This window comes from Brevundimonas sp. DW-iso22 (assembly GCF_058725425.1).
On the sequence record NZ_JBZXEB010000003.1, the window covers coordinates 342447 to 361603 of the forward strand.

Consider the following 19157-nt stretch of genomic DNA (forward strand, 5'->3'; position numbering starts at 1 on the left):
TATGCCCGGCCAAAGCGAGCGGAACGCGCCCAATGCGGCTGATGTCGTCTCGGGTGGTGCCGTGTCCGACACCATTCCTGGTTTGCGCGGAGCTCCCGTGCGCACACCTGTCCGCAACAGCCAGACACATGGTGACGTGCGCCAATGGCCTGCCCTGGCTGGAAGGCTGATATCGCGCCAGCTGTGGATCGAGCTATACGGTCTGCCCGGCTATGCGCTGACCCTGGGCGGTCGTCCGGCGCAGGGATTTGCCGCCAGCCCGCGCGATCCGCGACCGGTCGATCCGAACCTGGGACGCTTGTTGCTGGCGGGTCGTTTCACTCTTGCGGGCCATAGCCTGGAGGCTCCGGCCCCCGAAGACCCCTGGAACCGTCCCAGTCCGACCCGTGCCTTCGCTTCTGAACTCCACGCCTTTCAGTGGCTGCCATCGCTGATGATGCAGGAGGAGCGCGGCGCACGAGAGGCCCTGCGGCTGACCCTGGCTTGGGCCAATACCTTCGCCCGCTGGTCGCCGTTCGCCTGGAACCCGTCGATCCTGGCGCGTCGAGTCTTCAACCTCGCCTGCGCGGCTCGCCGGATAGGCCAGGTCGCCACCGAGGCCGAACGACTGAAACTGGCCGACCTGCTGGCCCGTCAAGCCCGTCAACTATTGCGCCCGCCGCACAGCGTGGCCGAACAGGCGACCAGCCTGACCGCCGTCGCCGTCGCGGGCTGCACTCTGGCCGGTAAGTCCGGTGCGGGCCTGCGCCGGACCGCCCTGCACCGACTGACAGCGGCTCTGGCGCGCACGGTCATGGCCGACGGCAGCCATGCCTCACGCAGCCCCGAGGCGGGGATGGAGCTCTTGCTTGATCTGCAGACGCTGCATGACGTCCTGGGCCAGGTATCGGAGACGACGCCCGAGCCGGTGCGCCGCGCCATCCAGCGCCTGACCAAGGCTCTAAGCCTGCACACTCTGCCGGATGGGCGACTGATCACCTTGCAAGGCGGCGGGCCCTCGACGGCGGCTCGTGTGGCAGCGGCACACGCCCAAGGGGACGCCGGCCCCGATACCGATCTGTCCGGCATCGTTGGCGGCATTTCTCGGATCCGTAGCCCCCTGCTGACCATCATCACAGATGTCGCGGGTCCGGCGCGAGGGCCTTGGTCCGCCACAGCCTGTGCCCAGCCGATGGCGCTGGAGATTCTGTGCGGCAAGGACCGGTTGGTCACCGGCTGCGGCTGGACACCCCAGGCGCTGGATCGCCAAGGCCTTCGCCTGCCCCCCGGCCACTCGACCCTGACCCTGGGCGAAAGCTCGGTGGCCGAGCCACTGGGAGGCTGGAAGGCCGAGGTCATGGGACCGCGCCTGATCGGACCGGCGCTGCATTTCGAGGTCAACCACCGCGATGGCGAGGCCGCCGTCTGGCTGGAGGTCGAGCACGACGGCTGGGCCTCGCGCTTCGGACTGCTGCATCAACGACGTCTGTACCTGGACCAGAAGCTGGACGAGCTGCGCGCCGAGGAGCGCCTGCATCCCTCGCCCGGTCATCGTGATGGCGCTCGCCCGATCGCCGCCCCCTATGCTGTCCGCTTCCAGCTGGAGCCGGGGGTTCAGGCATCCCTGGCCCGCGATCGACGTTCCATCCTGCTGCGCGGCCATTCTGGCCGGGGCTGGTGGTTCCGCACCGACGGGCCGGACGTCGCCATCGAGCCCTCGGTCCATGTCGATGAGGGTCTGACCCGCCGCTCGCTCCAGATCGTGGTGCGCGGTTCGGCGCGCACGGATGCGGAAACGAAGATCCGCTGGAAGCTGAGCCCCGCCGGCGCCGGGTCCGATCCGTCCTGATCCGTCACCGCTCCACCTTGAGGTTCCGCCCTGCCGCGACCATCTGACGGTTGCCGCGTTACCGCTTGTCTGCACAGGATCGTTTCATGAGTTTCGCCGACCCCAAAGCTGCGTCCGATGACCTGATCAAGGACGGCTCCGACGCCGGCTTCATGGCCGACATCGTCGAGGCCTCGAAGGTCCAGCCGGTGATCGTCGACTTCTGGGCCACATGGTGCGGGCCCTGCCGGACCCTGACGCCCATGCTGGAAAAGGCCGTCCGTGCCGCCGAGGGCAAGGTCAAGCTGGTCAAGATCGATGTGGACGCCAACCCGGCCTATGCGGGCCAGCTGCGGGTCCAGTCCATTCCCACCGTCTATGCCTTCGTCGACGGCAAGCCGGTCGATGGTTTCCAGGGAGCGGTGCCGGAAAGCCAGCTAAAGGCCTTCATCGAAAAGCTGTCGGGCGGGCCCGGCATCAACTCGGACGTTATCCAGTTGTTGTCACTGGGTGAGGAGTCCCTTTCGCTGAACGACCTCGGCGGCGCGGCCCAGGCCTATGCCCAGGTCCTGACGCTGGAGCCGGAGAACGAGACGGCCATCGCCGGAATGGCGCGGGTCTATCTGGCCGACGGCGACGCCGATCAGGCCCGCCAGACCCTGGCCATGGCCTCGACCGATTCCAAGAATGCCGACGTCATAAGCCTGCGTGCGCAGCTATCGCTCGCTTCGGCCGCCCCGACGGGCGAGGCTGACGCGCTTCAGGCCCGCCTCACTGCAAATCCGTCCGATCATCAGGCCCGCTACGACCTGTCGTTGGCCCAGGCGGCGGGCGGCGATTTCAAGGGGGCGGTCGATAGCCTTCTGGCTATCGTCGCGGCCGACCGCGAGTGGAATGACCAAGCCGCCCGCAAGCAGTTGCTGACGGTGTTCGAGGCGGCGGGACCGGCCTCCGACGTGGCCCGCGACGGACGCCGCCGCCTGTCCTCCATTCTGTTCGCCTGAAGGAGCGCCGCGTGGCCCAGGGTTATGTGAAAGCCAGCGACCTGCCCCAGGTGATCCCGGTCTTTCCGTTGCCCGGAACCATCATCCTGCCGCGTGGGCAGCTGCCGCTGAACATCTTCGAGCCACGCTATCTCAACATGATCGACGACGCGATGGCGGGCGACAGGATCATCGGCATGATCCAGCCCACGGCCGGCCCGCGCCGTCTGCCCAGTCTGTCGTCAGTGGGTTGTGCCGGACGCATCACCAGTTTCGCCGAAACCTCTGACGGCCGGTATCTGATCACCTTGACCGGCTGTGCGCGCTTTCGTCTGGCCAGCGAAATCCCGGCCCAGACGCCGTATCGCCAGATCCGCGCCGACTTTGCGTCGTTCGAGGCCGATCTGACCGCGCCGCCCCGCGAGGACGACGACATGGATCGCGACCGGCTTCTGGATGCGCTGCGGGCCTATATGGAGACGCGCGGCCTGGACATCGACTGGGACACCGCCGAGACCGCGCCGCCCGAGGCCCTGATCAACAGCCTGTCGATGGCCCTGCCGTTTGACGGGGCCGAGAAGCAGGCCCTGCTGGAGGCCGTCACCCTGCCCGACCGCGCCGCTGTCCTGACCGCCCTGCTGACCATTGATGCCGCCGAGGCCGGAGACGGCGAAGCGCCGTCCATGCAGTGAAGCGAGGTTCCAGGGTCTAGGGATTAGGTTCTAGGGAGAAGGAAATCCAATCCCGACTTCTGCGTCTTTCCCTAGAACCTAGGACCTAGACCCTATAACCTTCGAGAATGTCCGACACATTCCACACGCCGACCGCCGTCGATCCTCGCCTGCTGGAGGTTCTGGTCTGCCCCGTTACGCGCGGGAAACTGACCTATGACCGGGAGCAGCAGGAACTGGTGTCCAGAGGAGCAAAGCTGGCCTTCCCCATCCGCGACGGCGTGCCGATCATGCTGACGGAAGAAGCACGGGTGCTGGATTAGGGGACTAGGTTCTAGGGAAAAAATCAGGATGTCCGGGTCCGACGGGTTTCGCGCTAGAACCTAACCCCTAGAACCTCCCTAAACCGCCTCACCCCGCAAAAGCTTCGGCAGATCGCCCGTCGCGCCGCCCGCCTCGTGCATGAAGGCGCGGCGGAGGGGGGCGATGCGGTTGACGGCGGCAATGCCCAGGTCGCGCGCTAGCCGGACCGGCGCGATATCGTTGGAGAACAGCCGCACGAAGGCGTCGAAGCCGGCCGCCAAAGCCGCATTGTCGAACCGGCGCCAGCGGGCATAGCGGTCCAGCGTCGTCTCCGAGCCGATATCTTCGCCCAGCCTCATCGCCTCGATCAGCACCTCGGCCAGGGCGGCAGCGTCCTTCAGCCCCATGTTCAGCCCCTGTCCCGCCACCGGATGCACCGCATGGGCCGCATCGCCGATCAGGGCCGTGCGCGGGGCCGTCAGGGCCTCCGCCAATTGCAGCGACAGAGGATAGACGAAGCGTGGTCCCGCGACCGAAACCTGACCAAGGAAGTCGCCGAACCGGCGGCGCAGGTGCGAATGGAAGGCTTCGTCGGACGCGTCGCGCAGCGCCTCGGCCCGGCGTGTCGTCTCGGTCCAGACCAGACTGGCCCGACGCTCCGTCAGGGGCAGGATGGCGAAGGGCCCGGCGGGCAGGAAATACTCATGCGCCACATTGCCGTGGTCGCGCTCCATCTGCACCGTCGCCACGACGCCGCTCTGGCCGTAGGTCCAGCCGGTGGTGTCGATGCCCGCCGCCTGGCGCACCAGCGACCCGCGCCCCTCGGCCCCGACGACGACGCTGGCGGTCAGGACCGATCCGTCGGCCAGGGTGACGGTGCTGAATCCCGGCCCGGCCTCGACCGCGCTCACCGCAGCGGGGGCGCGGACCTCGATCCCGGCGGCGGTAATGGCCTCGGCCAGGGCCGAGCGGATGCGCCGGTTCTCGACCATATAGCCCAGCGGCTCGCCGCCGTTTCGATCACCGATCTCGTCCGCATCGAACCGCAGCCAGGCCAGTGAAGCCGCCCTGGATGCGGCACCGGGCCGCCGCCCGTCGGTGACCAGGATGTGGTCCATCCGGCAGGCATGGGGCCGCAAGCCCTCTCCGACGCCCAGGGCGTCCAGCATGCGGAAGGTCGAAAAGGCGATGGCGGTGGAACGGCCATCGAAGGTTGGGGCCAACTGGGCGCTGAACGGCTGCGGATCGATCAGCACGACCTTCAACCCGCCCTGTGCGGCAGCCAGCGCAAAGGTCGCCCCCGCCATTCCGGCCCCGGCGATTACGACGTCGTAGCGATCAGCCTGTGTCATGCCGACAAGGTTAGAGGGATGAGGGATGAGGGTCGAGGGTGCTGCATGTCGCGGCATTCAAGCCACGAGCGACCGCGTTGCGAGCGATCTAGTAAATGCCCCCTTAACCCTGTCGGGGCGACAAGAGCATCCGCTTTCCCACTCCCGGAGTTCGCCACCGCATGTCCGCCGCCCTCGCCATTGGAATGCAGGCCTGGACCGGTGCGCGGATCCTGTGGGATGCGCCGATAGCCGTGAAGTTTCGCGGCGTGCTGCAGGCCCTGCTGGCGACCCTGCTGCTGGTCGCCCTGATCTCCTGGAACCCGTCCGATCCCAGCCTGAATGCCGCCTCGGGCGCGGCCCCGACCAACTGGCTGGGGGCCAATGGTGCCCTGTTCGCCGATCTGTTCATGCAGTCGCTCGGCCTGGCCGCCTGGCCCGCAACCCTGCTGCTGATCGCCTTCGGCCTGTCCCGCGCCATCGGCGACATCATCCAGCAAAGATTAAAGCCCACGCCGCTGAAGGCGTTGTCCGCGACCCTGGGCGTCCTGTGCCTGTCCGCCGCCCTGTCGGCCCTGGCCGCGCCCGCCGCCTGGCCGCTGGCCTCCAGCCTGGGCGGCCTGTGGGGTGACGGCATTGTGGGCCTGGTGCGCAGCCTTTGCGCCGCCATTCGCGTACCGGGCGCTCCGATCTGGGCGGGCGTGATCTTCCTGCCGCTTGGCCTGTGGGGCATCGGCTATGCCATCGGCCTTCGCTTCTCGGACCTGACCGACGGTCTGAGCTGGATGGGCGGCATGCGACGCAGGGCCCCCACTGCCAAGGCCGAGCGCGAAGCCGTCCCGCCTGCACCGAAACGTCAACGCCCGGCTCCCGAGCCTGATCTGGAAGCCGTCCCGACCGGACGCGTCGCTGCGGATGCTGCCGACACCCCGCCCTGGGCCGAGCCCGCCCCCGCCTATGCGCCCCTGCCCGCCCAGTCGGCCCCTGAGCCCAAGGTCGCCGCCGTCAAGGCGCCGAAGGCGTCGAAGCGCGAGGCCGACGATGCCCAGGTCGCCTTCGACTTTGCCCGTCCCTCGACGGGCTTCGACCTGCCGCCGCTGACCATGCTGACCAAGCCCGAGAAGCGCGTCGGCACGGTCGACGAAGAGGCGCTGAAGGCCAATGCCAAGATGCTGGAGGGCGTGCTTCAGGAGTTCGGCGTCCGGGGCGTCATCGACCAGATCCGGCCCGGCCCGGTTGTCACACTGTACGAACTGGTGCCCGCGCCCGGTGTGAAGCATGGCCGCGTCGTGGCCCTGTCGGACGACATCGCCCGCTCCATGTCGGCCCGCGCCTGCCGCATCAGCGTCGTGGCCGGCCGCAACGCCATCGGCATCGAATTGCCCAATGCCCGGCGCGAGACCGTCTATCTGCGCGACCTGCTGGCCTCGACCGAATACGACAAGACCAGCCACCTGCTGCCGCTGGCGCTAGGCGAAACCATCGGCGGCGAGCCCTATGTCGCCGACCTGGCGCGCATGCCGCACCTGCTGATCGCGGGCACCACCGGCTCGGGCAAGTCGGTCGGGGTCAACGCCATGATCCTGTCGATCCTGTACCGGCATTCGCCCGCCGAATGCCGCTTCATCATGATCGACCCCAAGATGCTGGAGCTGTCGGTCTATGACGGCATCCCGCACCTGCTGGCCCCGGTCGTCACCGATCCGAAGAAGGCCGTCGTCGCGCTGAAATGGACGGTGCGCGAGATGGAGGACCGCTATCGCCGCATGTCCAAGCTGGGGGTGCGCAATATCGCCAGCTACAATGAGCGCGCCCGCGAGGCCCAGGCCAAGGGCGAGCATTTCGAACGCACGGTCCAGACCGGCTTCGATGAACAGGGCCGCCCGGTCTACGAAAGCGAGAAGATCCGGCCCGAACCTCTGCCCTTCCTGGTCGTCGTCATGGACGAGATGGCCGACCTGATGCTGGTCGCCGGCAAGGACGTCGAGGGCGCAGTCCAGCGCCTGGCCCAGATGGCCCGCGCCGCCGGTATCCACCTGATCATGGCGACGCAACGCCCGTCCGTCGACGTCATCACCGGCACCATCAAGGCCAACTTCCCGACCCGGATTTCCTTCCAGGTCACCTCCAAGATCGACAGCCGCACCATCCTGGGCGAACAGGGCGGCGAGCAGCTGCTGGGCCAGGGTGACATGCTCTATATGGCGGGCGGTGGGCGCATCACGCGCCTGCACGGCCCGTTCGTGGACGACAAGGAGGTCGAGGCCGTCTGCAACCACCTGAAGGCCCAGGCCGAGCCCGACTATCTGGACCTGATCACCGACGATCCCGACGGCGACGGCGATGCCTCGCCCTTCGACGAGGGGGGCGGCTCCTCCGGGGACGACCTGTACGACCGCGCCGTCGCCGTGGTCACCCGCGACCGCAAGGCCTCGACCAGCTATGTCCAGCGCCGCCTGCAGATCGGCTACAACCGCGCCGCCTCCCTGATCGAGCGGATGGAACAGGAAGGCGTGGTCAGCCCCGCCAACCATGCCGGCAAGCGCGACGTGCTGGCCGGGCCGCCGCCCCTGTAAAGTGGGGCGCTAACGCTCGCGACGCGGCCGCTCGCTCCTTGAGCGCGTGACGGCATTTCCCCCTCCCACCTGGGGGAGGGTGGCCGAGCCGTCAGGCGAGGCCGGGTGGGGGCGCTTTGGCAAGACGAGCACCAACTTCGGAACCCCAACCGATGAACGGCGCTTCATCCCACGGTCCGATTATGGTCAGGCTTGTGTCATGACACCGCCGCGCCGACCGGGCATGACCTGACGCTTCAACAACCATCCCGAACGGGAGACGACCCATGACCTTCACTCGCCGCGCCTTTGCGCTGGGAACCGCCGCCATCGCCGGTGTCGCCGCCCTGCCGGTGCACGCCCAGGCCAATCTGTCCGCTGACGATCGCGCCATCCTGGCCCGCGCCCAGGCGACCCTGCAGAACTTGGCTTCGGCCCAGGGCAGCTTCGTCGAAACCTCGGGTGCCCAGCGCCGCGAGGGCCGGTTCTGGCTGCAACGCCCCGGCAAGATGCGGTTCGAATACAGCAACCCGGCCGGGCTACTGGTCGTGTCCGACGGCAACAACGTCAAACGCTACGACCCGCGCCTGAACGTCTTCCGTCAGGTTCCGCTCAGCCAGACGCCGCTGTCGACCTTCCTGGCCCGCACCGTCCGCCTTGATCAGGGCGTCCGGATCGACCGCGTCGTGCGCATGCAGGACGGCGGCTATTCCATCACCGCCTTGGACGCCCGGCGCCCCAACGATGGGGCCGTGGTCCTGATGTTCGGCGGCTCGCCCGAGCGCCTGCTGGAATGGACCATCCGCGATGCGCAGGGGACCATGACCCGTACCCAGCTGACCCGCGTTACCGCTGCCCCCAATCTGGCCGCCAGCCTGTTCCAGCTGCGTGACCCGACCCAGCGCCCCCGCCGCAACTAGAATTGGCGCAGCTAAGCTTGACTTTTTCTACGCCCTGTGTCTTTCTTGACACAGAGCGGCGAGAGCCGATCTGACCGTTTGGGATTGTCATCCCCTTCCCGGCGGCGAGAGAGACACCTGAAATGCCCGGTTGGAAACGACCGGGCATTTTTTTAGGCGCTATCGCTCGGCTCGCGGAGCCTCGCTGCTTGAGCGCGAGATGTGCGGTTTCGCCTTGGCGGCAGGGCGGCTAAGACCGGCGCATGCTTCGTATCGCCACCTGGAACATCAACTCCGTTCGCCTGCGCATCGATCAGGTCGCCCGCTTCGTCGCCGAGAGCGGCACCGACGTGCTGTGCCTGCAGGAAATCAAATGCCTGGAGGACCAGTTTCCCCGCGCGCCCTTCGAGGCGATGGGCATGTCCTACCTCAAGATCGGCGGACAGAAGGGCTGGCACGGGGTCGCCATCGCTAGCAGAAAGCCGATCACCGAGGCTCCTGTTCTCGACGTCTGTCGTGAGAAACACGCGCGCTGCGTCGGAGTGATGGTCGATGGCGTCGAGGTGCAGAATTTCTACATCCCTGCGGGCGGCGACGTACCCGACCGTGCGCTGAATCCCAAGTTCGATCACAAAATGGACTATTACGAGCGCCTGACCCGCGAGATGGCGGCGCGTGACAAACAGCGCCCGCTGGTCCTGGCCGGGGACTTCAACATTGCGCCGGGCGAGAACGACGTCTGGAACCACCGCTATATGTCGAAGATCGTCAGCCACACCCCGCTGGAGGTCGAGACCCTGCGTCGTCTCCAGGCCGCCGGAGGATTCTGCGACGTGATCCGCGACCAGATCCCGGAGCCGACGAAACTGGCCAGCTGGTGGAGCTATCGCGCCGCCGACTTCCGCAAGTCAAACCGAGGCCTGCGTCTGGACCACCTGTGGACCTCGCCCGGCCTGACGCCCGCCGTCCTGCCCGGCACGGCCCGCATCCACGACACCGTCCGCGAATGGACCCAGCCCAGCGACCATGCGCCGGTGACGATGGATCTGGCGCTTTAGTTGACTGGCTCGCAAGCGGGCAGATCGAACACGAACTGCGATCCTGGTCGGATAAAGTAAGCCGCCTCACGCCGCCACCAGTCCGCAGCTTCTGGTTGAGTTTCGGCCAGAACGTCCACCGCGCGGTCAGCGTGGACGACGTAGCCACTCGTTGGACGCCCGCGACCCAGCGTAAAATATAACCATTCGGACAAGCGGCTCTTAGGTCCGGATAATACGCCCGAGCCCTTGGTCTCCACTGGGTAATCGATCACGAGTGGAAGAACCAATCCGATCCAGGCATCCCTGACCCATTCCGGTGCCTCGCCTTCAGGACGCTGGACGATCCGAACCTGGGCCGGGCGCGGATCCCACGGGCCTGACCTCACGGCTGCAGCCGGTACCCGCCCGCATCCGTCAGCAGCAGCCGCGCCTGACCCGGCTCGGGCTCGATCTTCTGGCGCAGGCGATAGATGTGGGTCTCCAGGGTGTGGGTCGTGACCCCGGCATTGTAGCCCCACACCTCGGTCAGCAGCTCCTCGCGCATCACCGGCTTGCCGCCCGCGCGGTAGAGGTACTTCAGGATATTGGTTTCCTTCTCCGTCAGCCGGACCTTCTTGGCCTTGTCGTCTACCAGGATCTTGGCGGCGGGCCGGAACTCATAGGGGCCGATGCGGAAGACGGCGTCTTCGGACTGTTCATGGCTGCGCAGGTGGGCGCGGATGCGGGCCAGAAGGACGGCGAACCGGAAAGGCTTGGTCACATAGTCGTTAGCCCCGGATTCCAGGCCCAGGACCGTGTCGGAATCCGAAGACTGGGCCGTCAGCATGATGATCGGCGTCGTCACACCGCCCGCCCTCAGCAGGCGGCAGGCCTCGCGCCCGTCCATGTCCGGCAGGTCGAGGTCCAGCAGGATCAGATCGGCGCGCACTTCGCGGCCCATGCGCACACCCTCTCCGGCCGTCGAGGCCTGGATTGGACGAAAGGCCTCGTGCAGGGCGAGTTGCTCGGCCAGTGCCTCGCGCAGGTCGTCGTCGTCGTCGATGATCAGGATCGTCTTGGGTGCAGCCATGGCTGTAACAATGGCGAGCGTCGGGCCATTCGCCAAGAGCGGGGCGCGATTAGACGCGGTTTCAGCCGTCCCGTTGGCCAAAAAGGGCCGATCCGACCCGGACATGGGTCGCCCCGGCTGCGATCGCCGCTGGATAGTCGCCGCTCATGCCCATCGACAGGATGTCCAGCCCGTGTTCGCGCGCCATTTGCGCCAGCAGCGCGAAATGCGGTGCAGGGTCTTCGTCGGCGGGCGGGATGCACATCAGCCCCTCGACGGTCAGCCCCAGGGCCCGGGCCCGTTCGATCAGGGCCGGGGCTTGTGTGATCGCCACCCCCGCCTTCTGCGGTTCGGCACCGGTATTGACCTGGACCAATACGCGGGGAGCCACGCCCAACACCTGACCTACCGTCGCCAAGGCCTCCGCCAGCTTGGGCCGGTCCAGGGTCTCGATGACGTCGAACAGCGCCAGAGCCTCCCGGACCTTGTTGGTCTGCAGCGGTCCGATCAGGCGAAGATGCAGGTCGGGGTGATCCGCACGGCGGTCGGTCCAGCGTACCATCGCCTCCTGAACCCGGTTCTCGCCGAACACGCGCTGGCCGGCGGCCAGGGCGGCGTCGATGGCCTCGGGCGGCTGGGTCTTCGTCACGGCGGTCAGGGTCACGTCGCCGGGGTCGCCGCGTCCCGCAGCTCGACAGGCGGCCTCGATGTCGGCCCGCACGGCGGCGAACCGCGCTGCGATCAGGCTGGACGACGCTTCGGTAAGGGGAGAAGAGATGGCCATGAACCGGTCGGATGCCAAAACCCTGTGGGATGTCGCCAGCGTCCTAGCGCGCGACGCGGCCAAAGTCAGCCGCACCGAAGGTCGCGCGGTAGGCAACCTGCCGCCCCTGCTGTTCTTCACCGATCCCGACCGGACGCCTCGCCCTTGGGAGACGGCGGCGCGGCTACCCGCAGGAAGCGGCGTGGTATTCCGGCATTTTGGCCACGCAGACGCTCATGACACCGCCAGGCGACTGCGAGAGGTGACGGCTCGACGAGATTGCCTGCTGCTGATCGGCCTGGACGCGGAACTGGCCGAGCAGGTCGGGGCCGACGGTGTGCATCTGCCGGAACGGGCGTTGAGCCAGGCAAAGGCACTATCAATGGCCCAGCCGAACTGGCGCATCACGGGCACGGCCCACAGCCTACAGGCCTTCGAACACGCCGCTAACCTTGATGCCGTCGTGGTCTCGCCTGTGTTTGTGGCCGGCGGCGCATCCTCGACCAAGCCGTCTCTGGGTCTGGAGGGCCTGAAGCTGATGACTGCGACATCCAGCCGGCTTGTTTATGCACTGGGCGGCATCGATGGCGGCAATGCGCGATCGCTCATCGGTTCCGGTGTGTACGGCTTGGCGGGCGTCGGTGCGATACAGGCGGCCTTTGGGCCCCACTGACCGGGACTAGAACCGGAAGATCGATTCCAGGCGAAAGCGCGGGGCGGCGCGTTGATCCGGGTCACGGGCTCGCGCCGGATCGGCGTCAGGCTCGGCAAGACCGGCCGCAGCCCCCACGCGCAGGCGCGGATTGACGCGATAATAGGCCCCGGCCTCGACATCGCCGAGATTACGTTCACGGCTTACGGGCTGATTCAGATTGAGGTCGAGACCCCATCGGCCACGCTCGGTGAAACGAAGGCGTGACTGTCCGGACGGCACCACCGGGGTCGCCCGCTGGGTCTCGGTCAGATTGGCAGCAGGCACCGTGCGCGACCTTGACGTCTGGGCCGCAGCCACGTCAGCGGCGGTCAGGAGCATCAGCCCCCCAACCAGTCCAGCGATGACGTTACCTGCACGCATGTCCTGCCCTTGCCGCCGCGCTGGATTTTTTCCGCGCGATCCTTGCCGCGATTAGGCACCAGTCGCCCTCGCGGTCAACCGAACGTGGCGAGTGAGCGCCTGTTCCACAAGACTCCGTACCGCTGCTGTGGCGCTATCATCACGCCTTGCTCTGGTATGATCCGCAGCCGCAACGCGACTTCGCCTTGTCATCGCCCCTTTTCGCCGTGTTATAGAGCACAGCAATGAGACCTCTATCCTGTACGGATCGGGTCACGCTCGTGCGCGGATGGGTCCGCTGCACGCCTTCGATAGGGATGGAGTGTCTAATGGTGCTGGTTCGCGGCGCAACGATTGCCCTGATCGCTTCCGGCGTCCTGCTGAGTGGCTGCTCGGCGGACCGTCCCTTTGGACCGACGATCGGCGACGTCTTCGGAGGCGGCAACGCGACACGCGAAGCCGCAGCCAATGCCCAGACCGGCATCGGCGTAAACGCCTTCCTGTGGCGCGCCACCCTGGACACTCTCAGCTTCATGCCTCTGGCCAATGCCGATCCCTGGGGCGGCGTGGTGAACTACGACTGGTACAGCGACCCCCAGACGCCGAACGAGCGGTTCAAGGCGACCGTCTTCATCCTGGACACGCGCCTGCGCGCCGATGCACTGAACGTCACGGTCAACAAGGAAGTCCGCGACGCCGCCGGTCAGTGGACCGCCGCCCCGGTCGCCGCCCAGACCGAGACGGACCTAGAAAACGCGATCCTGACCAAGGCGCGTCAGCTCAACCTGTCCAACACCCGCTAAACCCGCTTTACCAAGACCTGCCTCCTTCAGGCTCGCCCTCTAGGAGCGACTGCCTGAAGGATACCCGTGGCCGCCACTCGCTACGAACCCAAGACCGCCGAACCCCGTCAGCAGTCCCGCTGGGCTGAGGCTGACGCCTTTTCGACGCCGACCGAAGGTACCGGAAAGCCGAAATACTACGTGCTGGAGATGTTCCCCTATCCGTCGGGCAACATCCACATGGGCCACGCGCGCAACTATGTGATGGGTGACGTGGTGGCGCGCTCCAAGCGGGCGCAAGGGTTCGATGTCCTGCACCCCATGGGCTGGGACGCCTTCGGACTGCCGGCCGAGAACGCGGCCATCGAGCGGGGCATCCATCCCGGCGACTGGACCTGGTCCAACATCGCCACCATGCGCGACCAGCTGAAGCTGCTGGGCCTCTCCCTGGACTGGTCCAGAGAGTTCGCCACCTGCGACCCGGCCTATTACGGCCAGCAGCAGGCCTGGTTCCTCGAGCTGTTCAAGCGGGGACTGGTCTATCGCAAGGAGGCTGTGGTCAACTGGGATCCGGTCGATAACACCGTCCTGGCCAATGAGCAGGTGGTCGACGGGCGCGGCTGGCGCTCGGGTGCCGTCGTCGAGAAGCGCAAGTTGAACCAGTGGTTCCTGCGCATCACCGACTATGCCGACGATCTGATCGAGGGGCTGAAGGAGCTGGAGGGCCGCTGGCCCGACAAGGTCCGGCTGATGCAGGAAAACTGGATCGGACGGTCCAAGGGTCTGCAGATGACCTGGCAGTGGGCCGGTGACGCCCCCGACGCCACGCCGGACGGTCTGGAAATCTATACCACCCGCCCTGACACCCTGTTCGGGGCCAGCTTCATGGGCATCGCCGCCGACCATCCGGTCGCCCGCGCCCTGGCCGAAACTCACGCCGGGGCCGCAGCCTTCGTCGCCGAGTGCCGCAAGGGTGGCTCGACCCAGGCCGAAATCGAACAGGCCGAGAAGATCGGCTTCGACACCGGCCTGAAGGTCATCCACCCCTTCGACGGGCGCGAAGTGTCCGTCTGGATCGCCAACTTCATCCTGTCGGACTATGGCACCGGAGCCATTTTCGGCTGCCCGGCGCATGACCAGCGCGACTTCGAGTTCGCGACCAAATACGGCCTGCCCATCCTGCCCGTGGTCAGACCCGATGGCGCAGGAGACGACTTCGGCGTTGATGGCGAGGCCTATACGGGCCCCGGCACCATCTTCCGCTCCGATTTTCTGGATGGGCTGGAGATCGAGGCCGCCAAGGCCGCAGCCATCGCCCGCATCGAGGCGGCCGGCCAGGGCGAGGGCAAGACCATCTACCGCCTGCGTGACTGGGGCGTCAGCCGCCAACGCTACTGGGGTTGCCCCATTCCCATCGTCCACTGCGATAAGTGTGGGGCGCTGCCCGCGGCGGACCTGCCGGTCGAACTGCCCAGAGACGTCACCTTCGACACACCCGGCAATCCACTGGACCGCCATCCGACCTGGAAGCACGTCAAATGCCCCTCGTGTCACGGTGATGCGACACGCGAGACAGACACGCTGGACACATTCGTCGACTCCAGCTGGTACTTCGCCCGTTTTACCGACCCGACGGCCTCCGAGCCAATCTCGCATGCTGCTGCCAACCACTGGCTGCCAGTGGATCAGTATATCGGCGGGGTCGAACATGCGGTGCTGCACCTGCTCTATGCCCGATTCGTCAGCCGTGCCCTCAGCGATGCCGGGCTGATGACGGTCAGGGAACCGTTTGCGGGCCTGTTCACCCAAGGCATGGTCGTCCACGAGACCTATCGCCGGGCAGACGGTGCCTGGGTCGAGCCCACGGATGTCGAGCTGACCAATGACGCCGGCAAGCGCTCGGCCCGCCAGCTCTCGACCGGCGAGACCCTGACCATCGGCGACATCGAGAAGATGTCCAAGTCCAAGAAGAACGTCGTCGCGCCCCAGGAAATCGTCGACACCTATGGCGTCGATGCCGGTCGCCTGTTCGTCCTGTCCGACAGCCCGCCGGAGCGGGACGTGCAATGGACGCCCGGCGGCGTCGAGGGGGCCAGCCGTTTCGTCCAGCGTGTCTGGGCTGAAGTCGATGGCTATGACCCCGCTTTTGCCGGGGAAGCCGAAGCCAATGCCGCCCTGGTCCGCGAGACGCACAAGGCGATCAAGGCCGTGTCCGAAGGGATCAGCGGCTTCCGCTTCAACTCCGCCATCGCCAAACTCTATGCCTTCGTCGCCACGATCCGCGACAGCGCCAAGGCGGGGGGCGAGGCCAAGCGTGAGGCGCTGAAGGCCCTGCTGGGACTGGTCGCGCCGTTCACGCCACACCTGGCCGAGGAAGGCTGGACGCGACTGGGCGGAGAGGGGATGATCCTGGACGCGCCTTGGCCGGTCTATGATCCGGCTCTGGCGGCCGACGACAAGGTCACCCTGCCCATCCAGGTCAACGGCAAACGTCGCGGCGAGATCCGCGTCGCCCGCGGGCTGGACCCGGCAGAGGTGGAGGCGATCGTCATGGCCGATCCAGAGGTGCAGGCACGACTGGAGGGTCAGACGGTGAGGAAGATCGTGGTGGTCAAGGATCGCATCGTCAATCTGGTGGTCGGGTGATGCGCGGGCTTGCTGTAACGGTTGTCGCGGTTGCGGGACTTTTGGTCTGCGCCTGCGGCTTTACGCCGATCTATGGCGATGGCGGTGCCGTCGGCTCCAGCCTGTCGCGCATCGCCGTGACGACACAGGACGATCGCCTCGGCTATCGCGTCCGCGAACAGCTGGAAGACGCCCTGGGCCGGAATGGGGCCGTCGCGCCTCTATACCGTCTGGAGACGGCCATCGAACAATCCCGCCGCCCGCTGGGACGCCGCATCGACGACACCGCAACCCGCTATGAGCTGACGGTGCGCGGGGCCTGGACCCTGACGCCTCTCAACGGCGGCGCGCCAGTCACGGGTATCGAAACCGTGACGACGACCTATGCCGCCGCCGATCAGCCCTATGCCGCCATCGCCGCCCAGCAGGACGGCGAGGAACGCGCCGCCGCCGAACTGGCCCGCCTGATCCGCCTGGACCTGATGCGGACTCTGTCGGCCGAGTGATGCTGGCCCCCTCCACCATGCTGCGCATGGTCCCCCTCGCCCAGCGGGGGAGGAGAACGTGATCCTGGCCAAACGGCCCGAGGTCGATCGCTTCCTGAAGGCCCCGGACAAGGGCGTCCGCGCCGCCGTCATCCACGGCAAGGACCGGTCCGGCGTGGCCGAACGCGCCGAGACGCTGTGCAAGGCGATCACGCCGGATCTGAACGACCCGTTCAACGTCACCCTGCTGACCGACAGTGACATCGACGGCGACGAGGCCCGACTGGAAGAGGCCCTGACCGCCCTGAGCATGATCGGCGGCCGCCGTCTGGTCCGCGTGCGTCTGGGGGCCGAGAAGGCCTCGATCGACAAGATGCTGGCCGCCGCCCTCAAGGTCCATGCCGAGGGCGGTTACAATCCCGACGCCATGCTGGTGGTCGAGGCCGGGGCGCTTGGCCGCGACTCGGCCCTGCGCAAGGCGGCGGAGGCTTCCAGCGGGGCCGTCGGCATCGCCTGCTATGAGGACGAGACGGGCGACGTCGCCCGCATGACGCGCGAGGCCCTGGCGGCGGACAAGGTCGGCCTGACCGGCGATGCCCTGGACCGGTTCGTCTCCCGCCTGCCCCGCGAGCGTGGCCTGATGCGTCAGGAGATCGAGCGGCTGGCTCTCTACATCGGCCCCGGCTCGGGCCGCACCATCGATGTCGAGGAGCTGGAGACCCATCTGGGCGTTGAACCCGATGCCTCGCTTCAGGACGCCGCCTTACAAGCCTTCGGCGGTCGCCCCGCCCCCGCCCAGGCCGGATTGCGCCGGGCTTTCGCCGAGGGGGAATCCCCGGTCATGGCCGTGCGCCAGGCCTCGATTCATCTGGGCAAACTACGCCGCATCAATGTGCTGCAATCCAATGGCGCCGGCTCGAAGGAAGCCGCCAAGGCCGCCGGCGTCTTCTGGAAACAGGAGGCGGAAATGCTGCGCCAGGCCCGCAACTGGCGTCTGGAGGACCTCGATCGCGTGCTGGACAGCGTCAATGCCGCCGACATCGCCACCAAGACGACCGGCTCGCCAGACCTGCTGATCGCCGAGCGTCTGATCCTGGAGATTTCGGCGCGCGCGAGGCGGCTGGGGCTTTGAATTTTAGGCCTAACGCGCTTCGCGCTACTTGAGGCCCTAGCCCCGCTTGGACGCCTTGCGGAACGCCGGCTTGTTGGCCGCCGCATTCTGCTGCGCGACCTTCTTCTCGGCATGCTGGCCAGGCTTGAAGCCGCCGCTTGAGGGCGCGGCGCTTCCCGCCTTCTTGGCCGCAAGGGCCTTCTTCATCGCTTCGGCGGTCGGGTTCGAGGGCTTTTCAGTCATGTCTGCAGTCTGACACGCGTCGTCGCGCCAGCCAAACGGTCGCGCCGCCACAGTGGGGGTCGCTGTTCCTATGTTGCAAAAGCTCGAACCCGGCGCGTGTCAGATGGTCTCGGTAAGCCTCGGGAGACAGGCTGCCATGGTAGAGGGGTTCGCCACGCCATTCACCGACGTGTTCGCCCGCCTCGGATGAGCTTGTGAACATCAGGACGCCGCCCGGCTTCATATGACGTCGATAGACATCGAACATGCTGTTCTGAGCTTCAGGTGTCAGATGGATCGCGCTGTGCCAGACGACCAATCCATCGAATTGCTGCGCCAGATCGAGGTCGCGCATATCCGCCACGATCCAGTTTTGATCAGCAAAGCGTTCGCGGCACAGGGCGATCAGACCAGGCGAAGCGTCCACGCCAGTCACTGAACGACCGCTCTGGATCAGATAGCGGGCGATCGGTTCGCCCGACCCACAGCCCAGATCCAGAATGCCGCCACTGAAAGGCACGTGCGCCAGAAAGGCATCAAGCCAGGCTCTTTCGAACAAGGTCTTGGTGCGATCGGCGTCGAAATCAGACGCACGGCGGCTGTAGAGATTGACTATCCCGTTCGCCGCCGTGGTCATGTCACAGCCGCATCAAACGGCGACACAGATCATCCAGCTGTTCCAGCGAGCCATAGCGCAGGGTCAGCTCGCCCTTGCCGCCCTTGTCGGCCAGGCTGACCTTCAGGCCCAGGGCGTCGGCCAAATCCTGTTCCAGCGCCGCGATGTCGGCATTGCCGCTCATGTCAATTTCGCCGGGCCGGGTCTTCTTCGGCTTGGGACCTTCGGCGGCGCGGCGGGCCAGGGCCTCGGCCTGACGAACGTTCAGCCCATCCCTGACGATCTGCTCAGCCAGCGCCCCAGAATTGGGTGCGGTGATCAGGGCCCGGGCATGACCCGCGCTCATCTGGCCGCTGCGGACATATTGCAGGACATCGTCCGGCAGCTGCAGCAGACGCAAGGTGTTGGCCACATGGCTGCGGCTTTTGCCGACGACGCCGGCGACCGCGTCCTGGGTGCGGCCGAACCGCTGCATCAGTTGGGTGTAGGCGTCCGCCTCTTCGAGCGGATTCAGGTCGGCGCGCTGGACGTTCTCGATGATGGCGACCTCGAAGACTTCGACGTCGTCCATCTCGCGCACGACGATCGGCACCTGGGTCAGGCGGGCCATCTGCGACGCCCGCCAGCGACGTTCCCCGGCGATGATCTGCCAGACGCCGTCCTCGCCCGGCTGTGTCCGCACCAGGATAGGCTGAAGCACGCCCTTGTCGCGGATCGAGACCGACAGCTCTTCCAGATCGGTAGCGTCAAAGATCTTGCGCGGCTGGTCCGGATTGGGCTTCAGGCTCTCGATCGGGGCCATCTGCACGCCGGTGGGCACGGGCGAGCCGTCGACCGGGGCCTCGTTCACCTGTTCGCCCAG

General features: G+C 66.8%; 19 protein-coding genes. 12 read left to right on the forward strand and 7 right to left on the reverse strand.

What is annotated here, in order from left to right:
• The first annotated feature begins 1 nt into the window (after window position 1).
• The 4 genes from AC4PRM_RS05265 (at window position 2) to AC4PRM_RS05280 (ending at window position 3784) form a co-directional block, all read left to right on the forward strand.
• Window positions 2-1828, forward strand: coding sequence for a heparinase II/III family protein (locus AC4PRM_RS05265; protein ID WP_492039049.1), 1827 nt, complete (start codon window positions 2-4; stop codon window positions 1826-1828).
• A gap of 86 nt (window positions 1829-1914) precedes the next feature.
• The gene (gene trxA, locus AC4PRM_RS05270) at window positions 1915-2811 is read left to right on the forward strand and encodes a thioredoxin (RefSeq protein WP_492039050.1); all 897 of its coding nucleotides are present in this window, start codon (window positions 1915-1917) and stop codon (window positions 2809-2811) included.
• An 11-nt stretch (window positions 2812-2822) separates the two neighbouring features.
• Window positions 2823-3482 (forward strand): LON peptidase substrate-binding domain-containing protein, encoded by a 660-nt coding sequence (locus AC4PRM_RS05275; RefSeq protein WP_373256695.1) that lies wholly within the window; start codon window positions 2823-2825, stop codon window positions 3480-3482.
• 107 nt (window positions 3483-3589) lie between these two features.
• Window positions 3590-3784 carry a Trm112 family protein gene (locus tag AC4PRM_RS05280; protein WP_492039051.1) on the forward strand — a complete coding sequence of 65 codons (195 nt, stop codon included), beginning with the start codon at window positions 3590-3592 and terminating at the stop codon, window positions 3782-3784.
• Between the two features lie 78 nt (window positions 3785-3862).
• Here AC4PRM_RS05280 and AC4PRM_RS05285 read toward each other — a convergent pair whose 3' ends face one another.
• Window positions 3863-5116: a UbiH/UbiF/VisC/COQ6 family ubiquinone biosynthesis hydroxylase gene (locus tag AC4PRM_RS05285; protein ID WP_492039052.1), complete on the reverse strand. Its 1254-nt coding sequence runs from the start codon at window positions 5114-5116 to the stop codon at window positions 3863-3865.
• Between the two features lie 161 nt (window positions 5117-5277).
• Between AC4PRM_RS05285 and AC4PRM_RS05290 the strand changes: the two genes are divergently transcribed.
• The 3 genes from AC4PRM_RS05290 (at window position 5278) to AC4PRM_RS05300 (ending at window position 9607) form a co-directional block, all read left to right on the forward strand.
• Window positions 5278-7671, forward strand: coding sequence for an FtsK/SpoIIIE family DNA translocase (locus AC4PRM_RS05290; RefSeq protein WP_492039053.1), 2394 nt, complete (start codon window positions 5278-5280; stop codon window positions 7669-7671).
• Between the two features lie 266 nt (window positions 7672-7937).
• Window positions 7938-8570: a LolA family protein gene (locus AC4PRM_RS05295; RefSeq protein WP_373256688.1), complete on the forward strand. Its 633-nt coding sequence runs from the start codon at window positions 7938-7940 to the stop codon at window positions 8568-8570.
• A 242-nt stretch (window positions 8571-8812) separates the two neighbouring features.
• Window positions 8813-9607, forward strand: coding sequence for an exodeoxyribonuclease III (locus AC4PRM_RS05300; RefSeq protein WP_492039054.1), 795 nt, complete (start codon window positions 8813-8815; stop codon window positions 9605-9607).
• A 364-nt stretch (window positions 9608-9971) separates the two neighbouring features.
• On the opposite strand, the gene AC4PRM_RS05305 is transcribed toward AC4PRM_RS05300, so the two are convergent.
• Both AC4PRM_RS05305 and AC4PRM_RS05310 read right to left on the reverse strand, forming a co-directional pair.
• A complete protein-coding gene (locus AC4PRM_RS05305) occupies window positions 9972-10658 on the reverse strand; it encodes a response regulator transcription factor (protein ID WP_373256685.1) in 687 nt (228 codons plus the stop codon).
• 61 nt (window positions 10659-10719) lie between these two features.
• A complete protein-coding gene (locus tag AC4PRM_RS05310; protein WP_492039055.1) occupies window positions 10720-11421 on the reverse strand; it encodes a YggS family pyridoxal phosphate-dependent enzyme in 702 nt (233 codons plus the stop codon).
• Here AC4PRM_RS05310 and AC4PRM_RS05315 point away from each other — a divergent pair.
• The gene (locus AC4PRM_RS05315; RefSeq protein WP_492039056.1) at window positions 11420-12073 is read left to right on the forward strand and encodes a thiamine phosphate synthase; all 654 of its coding nucleotides are present in this window, start codon (window positions 11420-11422) and stop codon (window positions 12071-12073) included. The two genes, AC4PRM_RS05310 and AC4PRM_RS05315, sit on opposite strands and share 2 nt — an antisense overlap.
• 6 nt (window positions 12074-12079) lie before the next feature.
• Here the strand turns inward: AC4PRM_RS05315 and AC4PRM_RS05320 are convergent, their stop codons facing one another.
• Window positions 12080-12475 carry an NtrZ family periplasmic regulatory protein gene (locus tag AC4PRM_RS05320; protein ID WP_373256680.1) on the reverse strand — a complete coding sequence of 132 codons (396 nt, stop codon included), beginning with the start codon at window positions 12473-12475 and terminating at the stop codon, window positions 12080-12082.
• 308 nt (window positions 12476-12783) lie between these two features.
• Between AC4PRM_RS05320 and AC4PRM_RS05325 the strand changes: the two genes are divergently transcribed.
• The 4 genes from AC4PRM_RS05325 (at window position 12784) to holA (ending at window position 17478) form a co-directional block, all read left to right on the forward strand.
• Window positions 12784-13257, forward strand: a complete 474-nt coding sequence (locus tag AC4PRM_RS05325) for a DUF3576 domain-containing protein (RefSeq protein ID WP_373256679.1) — start codon at window positions 12784-12786, stop codon at window positions 13255-13257.
• Between the two features lie 66 nt (window positions 13258-13323).
• Window positions 13324-15882, forward strand: coding sequence for a leucine--tRNA ligase (gene leuS / locus AC4PRM_RS05330; RefSeq protein ID WP_492039057.1), 2559 nt, complete (start codon window positions 13324-13326; stop codon window positions 15880-15882).
• Window positions 15882-16367 (forward strand): LPS assembly lipoprotein LptE, encoded by a 486-nt coding sequence (lptE, locus tag AC4PRM_RS05335; RefSeq protein ID WP_492039058.1) that lies wholly within the window; start codon window positions 15882-15884, stop codon window positions 16365-16367. The genes leuS and lptE overlap by 1 nt, the downstream gene beginning before the upstream one ends.
• A gap of 58 nt (window positions 16368-16425) precedes the next feature.
• Window positions 16426-17478 (forward strand): DNA polymerase III subunit delta, encoded by a 1053-nt coding sequence (holA, locus tag AC4PRM_RS05340; protein WP_492039059.1) that lies wholly within the window; start codon window positions 16426-16428, stop codon window positions 17476-17478.
• A gap of 36 nt (window positions 17479-17514) precedes the next feature.
• Here the strand turns inward: holA and AC4PRM_RS05345 are convergent, their stop codons facing one another.
• From AC4PRM_RS05345 to AC4PRM_RS05355, 3 genes are read right to left on the reverse strand one after another with little or no spacing between them, the layout of a single operon-like run.
• On the reverse strand, window positions 17515-17700 hold the full coding sequence (locus tag AC4PRM_RS05345; protein WP_373256673.1) for a hypothetical protein: 186 nt from the start codon (window positions 17698-17700) through the stop codon (window positions 17515-17517).
• The gene (locus AC4PRM_RS05350) at window positions 17693-18316 is read right to left on the reverse strand and encodes a class I SAM-dependent DNA methyltransferase (RefSeq protein WP_492039060.1); all 624 of its coding nucleotides are present in this window, start codon (window positions 18314-18316) and stop codon (window positions 17693-17695) included. The genes AC4PRM_RS05345 and AC4PRM_RS05350 overlap by 8 nt, the downstream gene beginning before the upstream one ends.
• Window position 18317: 1 nt before the next feature.
• Entirely contained in the window at window positions 18318-19157 is an 840-nt protein-coding gene (locus AC4PRM_RS05355; RefSeq protein WP_492039192.1) for a ParB/RepB/Spo0J family partition protein, read from the reverse strand.

Excerpts from the sequence above, each read along its gene's own strand:
- AC4PRM_RS05345 (WP_373256673.1), bottom strand. The coding sequence starts at position 17,700 with ATGACTGAAAAGCCCTCGAACCCGACCGCCGAAGCGATGAAGAAGGCC.
- AC4PRM_RS05265 (WP_492039049.1), top strand. The coding sequence starts at position 2 with ATGCCCGGCCAAAGCGAGCGGAACGCGCCCAATGCGGCTGATGTCGTC.
- AC4PRM_RS05290 (WP_492039053.1), top strand. The coding sequence starts at position 5,278 with ATGTCCGCCGCCCTCGCCATTGGAATGCAGGCCTGGACCGGTGCGCGG.
- AC4PRM_RS05295 (WP_373256688.1), top strand. The coding sequence starts at position 7,938 with ATGACCTTCACTCGCCGCGCCTTTGCGCTGGGAACCGCCGCCATCGCC.
- AC4PRM_RS05300 (WP_492039054.1), top strand. The coding sequence starts at position 8,813 with ATGCTTCGTATCGCCACCTGGAACATCAACTCCGTTCGCCTGCGCATC.
- AC4PRM_RS05280 (WP_492039051.1), top strand. The coding sequence starts at position 3,590 with ATGTCCGACACATTCCACACGCCGACCGCCGTCGATCCTCGCCTGCTG.
- AC4PRM_RS05350 (WP_492039060.1), bottom strand. The coding sequence starts at position 18,316 with ATGACCACGGCGGCGAACGGGATAGTCAATCTCTACAGCCGCCGTGCG.
- trxA (WP_492039050.1), top strand. The coding sequence starts at position 1,915 with ATGAGTTTCGCCGACCCCAAAGCTGCGTCCGATGACCTGATCAAGGAC.
- AC4PRM_RS05315 (WP_492039056.1), top strand. The coding sequence starts at position 11,420 with ATGAACCGGTCGGATGCCAAAACCCTGTGGGATGTCGCCAGCGTCCTA.
- AC4PRM_RS05320 (WP_373256680.1), bottom strand. The coding sequence starts at position 12,475 with ATGCGTGCAGGTAACGTCATCGCTGGACTGGTTGGGGGGCTGATGCTC.
- AC4PRM_RS05305 (WP_373256685.1), bottom strand. The coding sequence starts at position 10,658 with ATGGCTGCACCCAAGACGATCCTGATCATCGACGACGACGACGACCTG.
- lptE (WP_492039058.1), top strand. The coding sequence starts at position 15,882 with ATGCGCGGGCTTGCTGTAACGGTTGTCGCGGTTGCGGGACTTTTGGTC.
- AC4PRM_RS05285 (WP_492039052.1), bottom strand. The coding sequence starts at position 5,116 with ATGACACAGGCTGATCGCTACGACGTCGTAATCGCCGGGGCCGGAATG.
- AC4PRM_RS05310 (WP_492039055.1), bottom strand. The coding sequence starts at position 11,421 with ATGGCCATCTCTTCTCCCCTTACCGAAGCGTCGTCCAGCCTGATCGCA.
- AC4PRM_RS05325 (WP_373256679.1), top strand. The coding sequence starts at position 12,784 with ATGGTGCTGGTTCGCGGCGCAACGATTGCCCTGATCGCTTCCGGCGTC.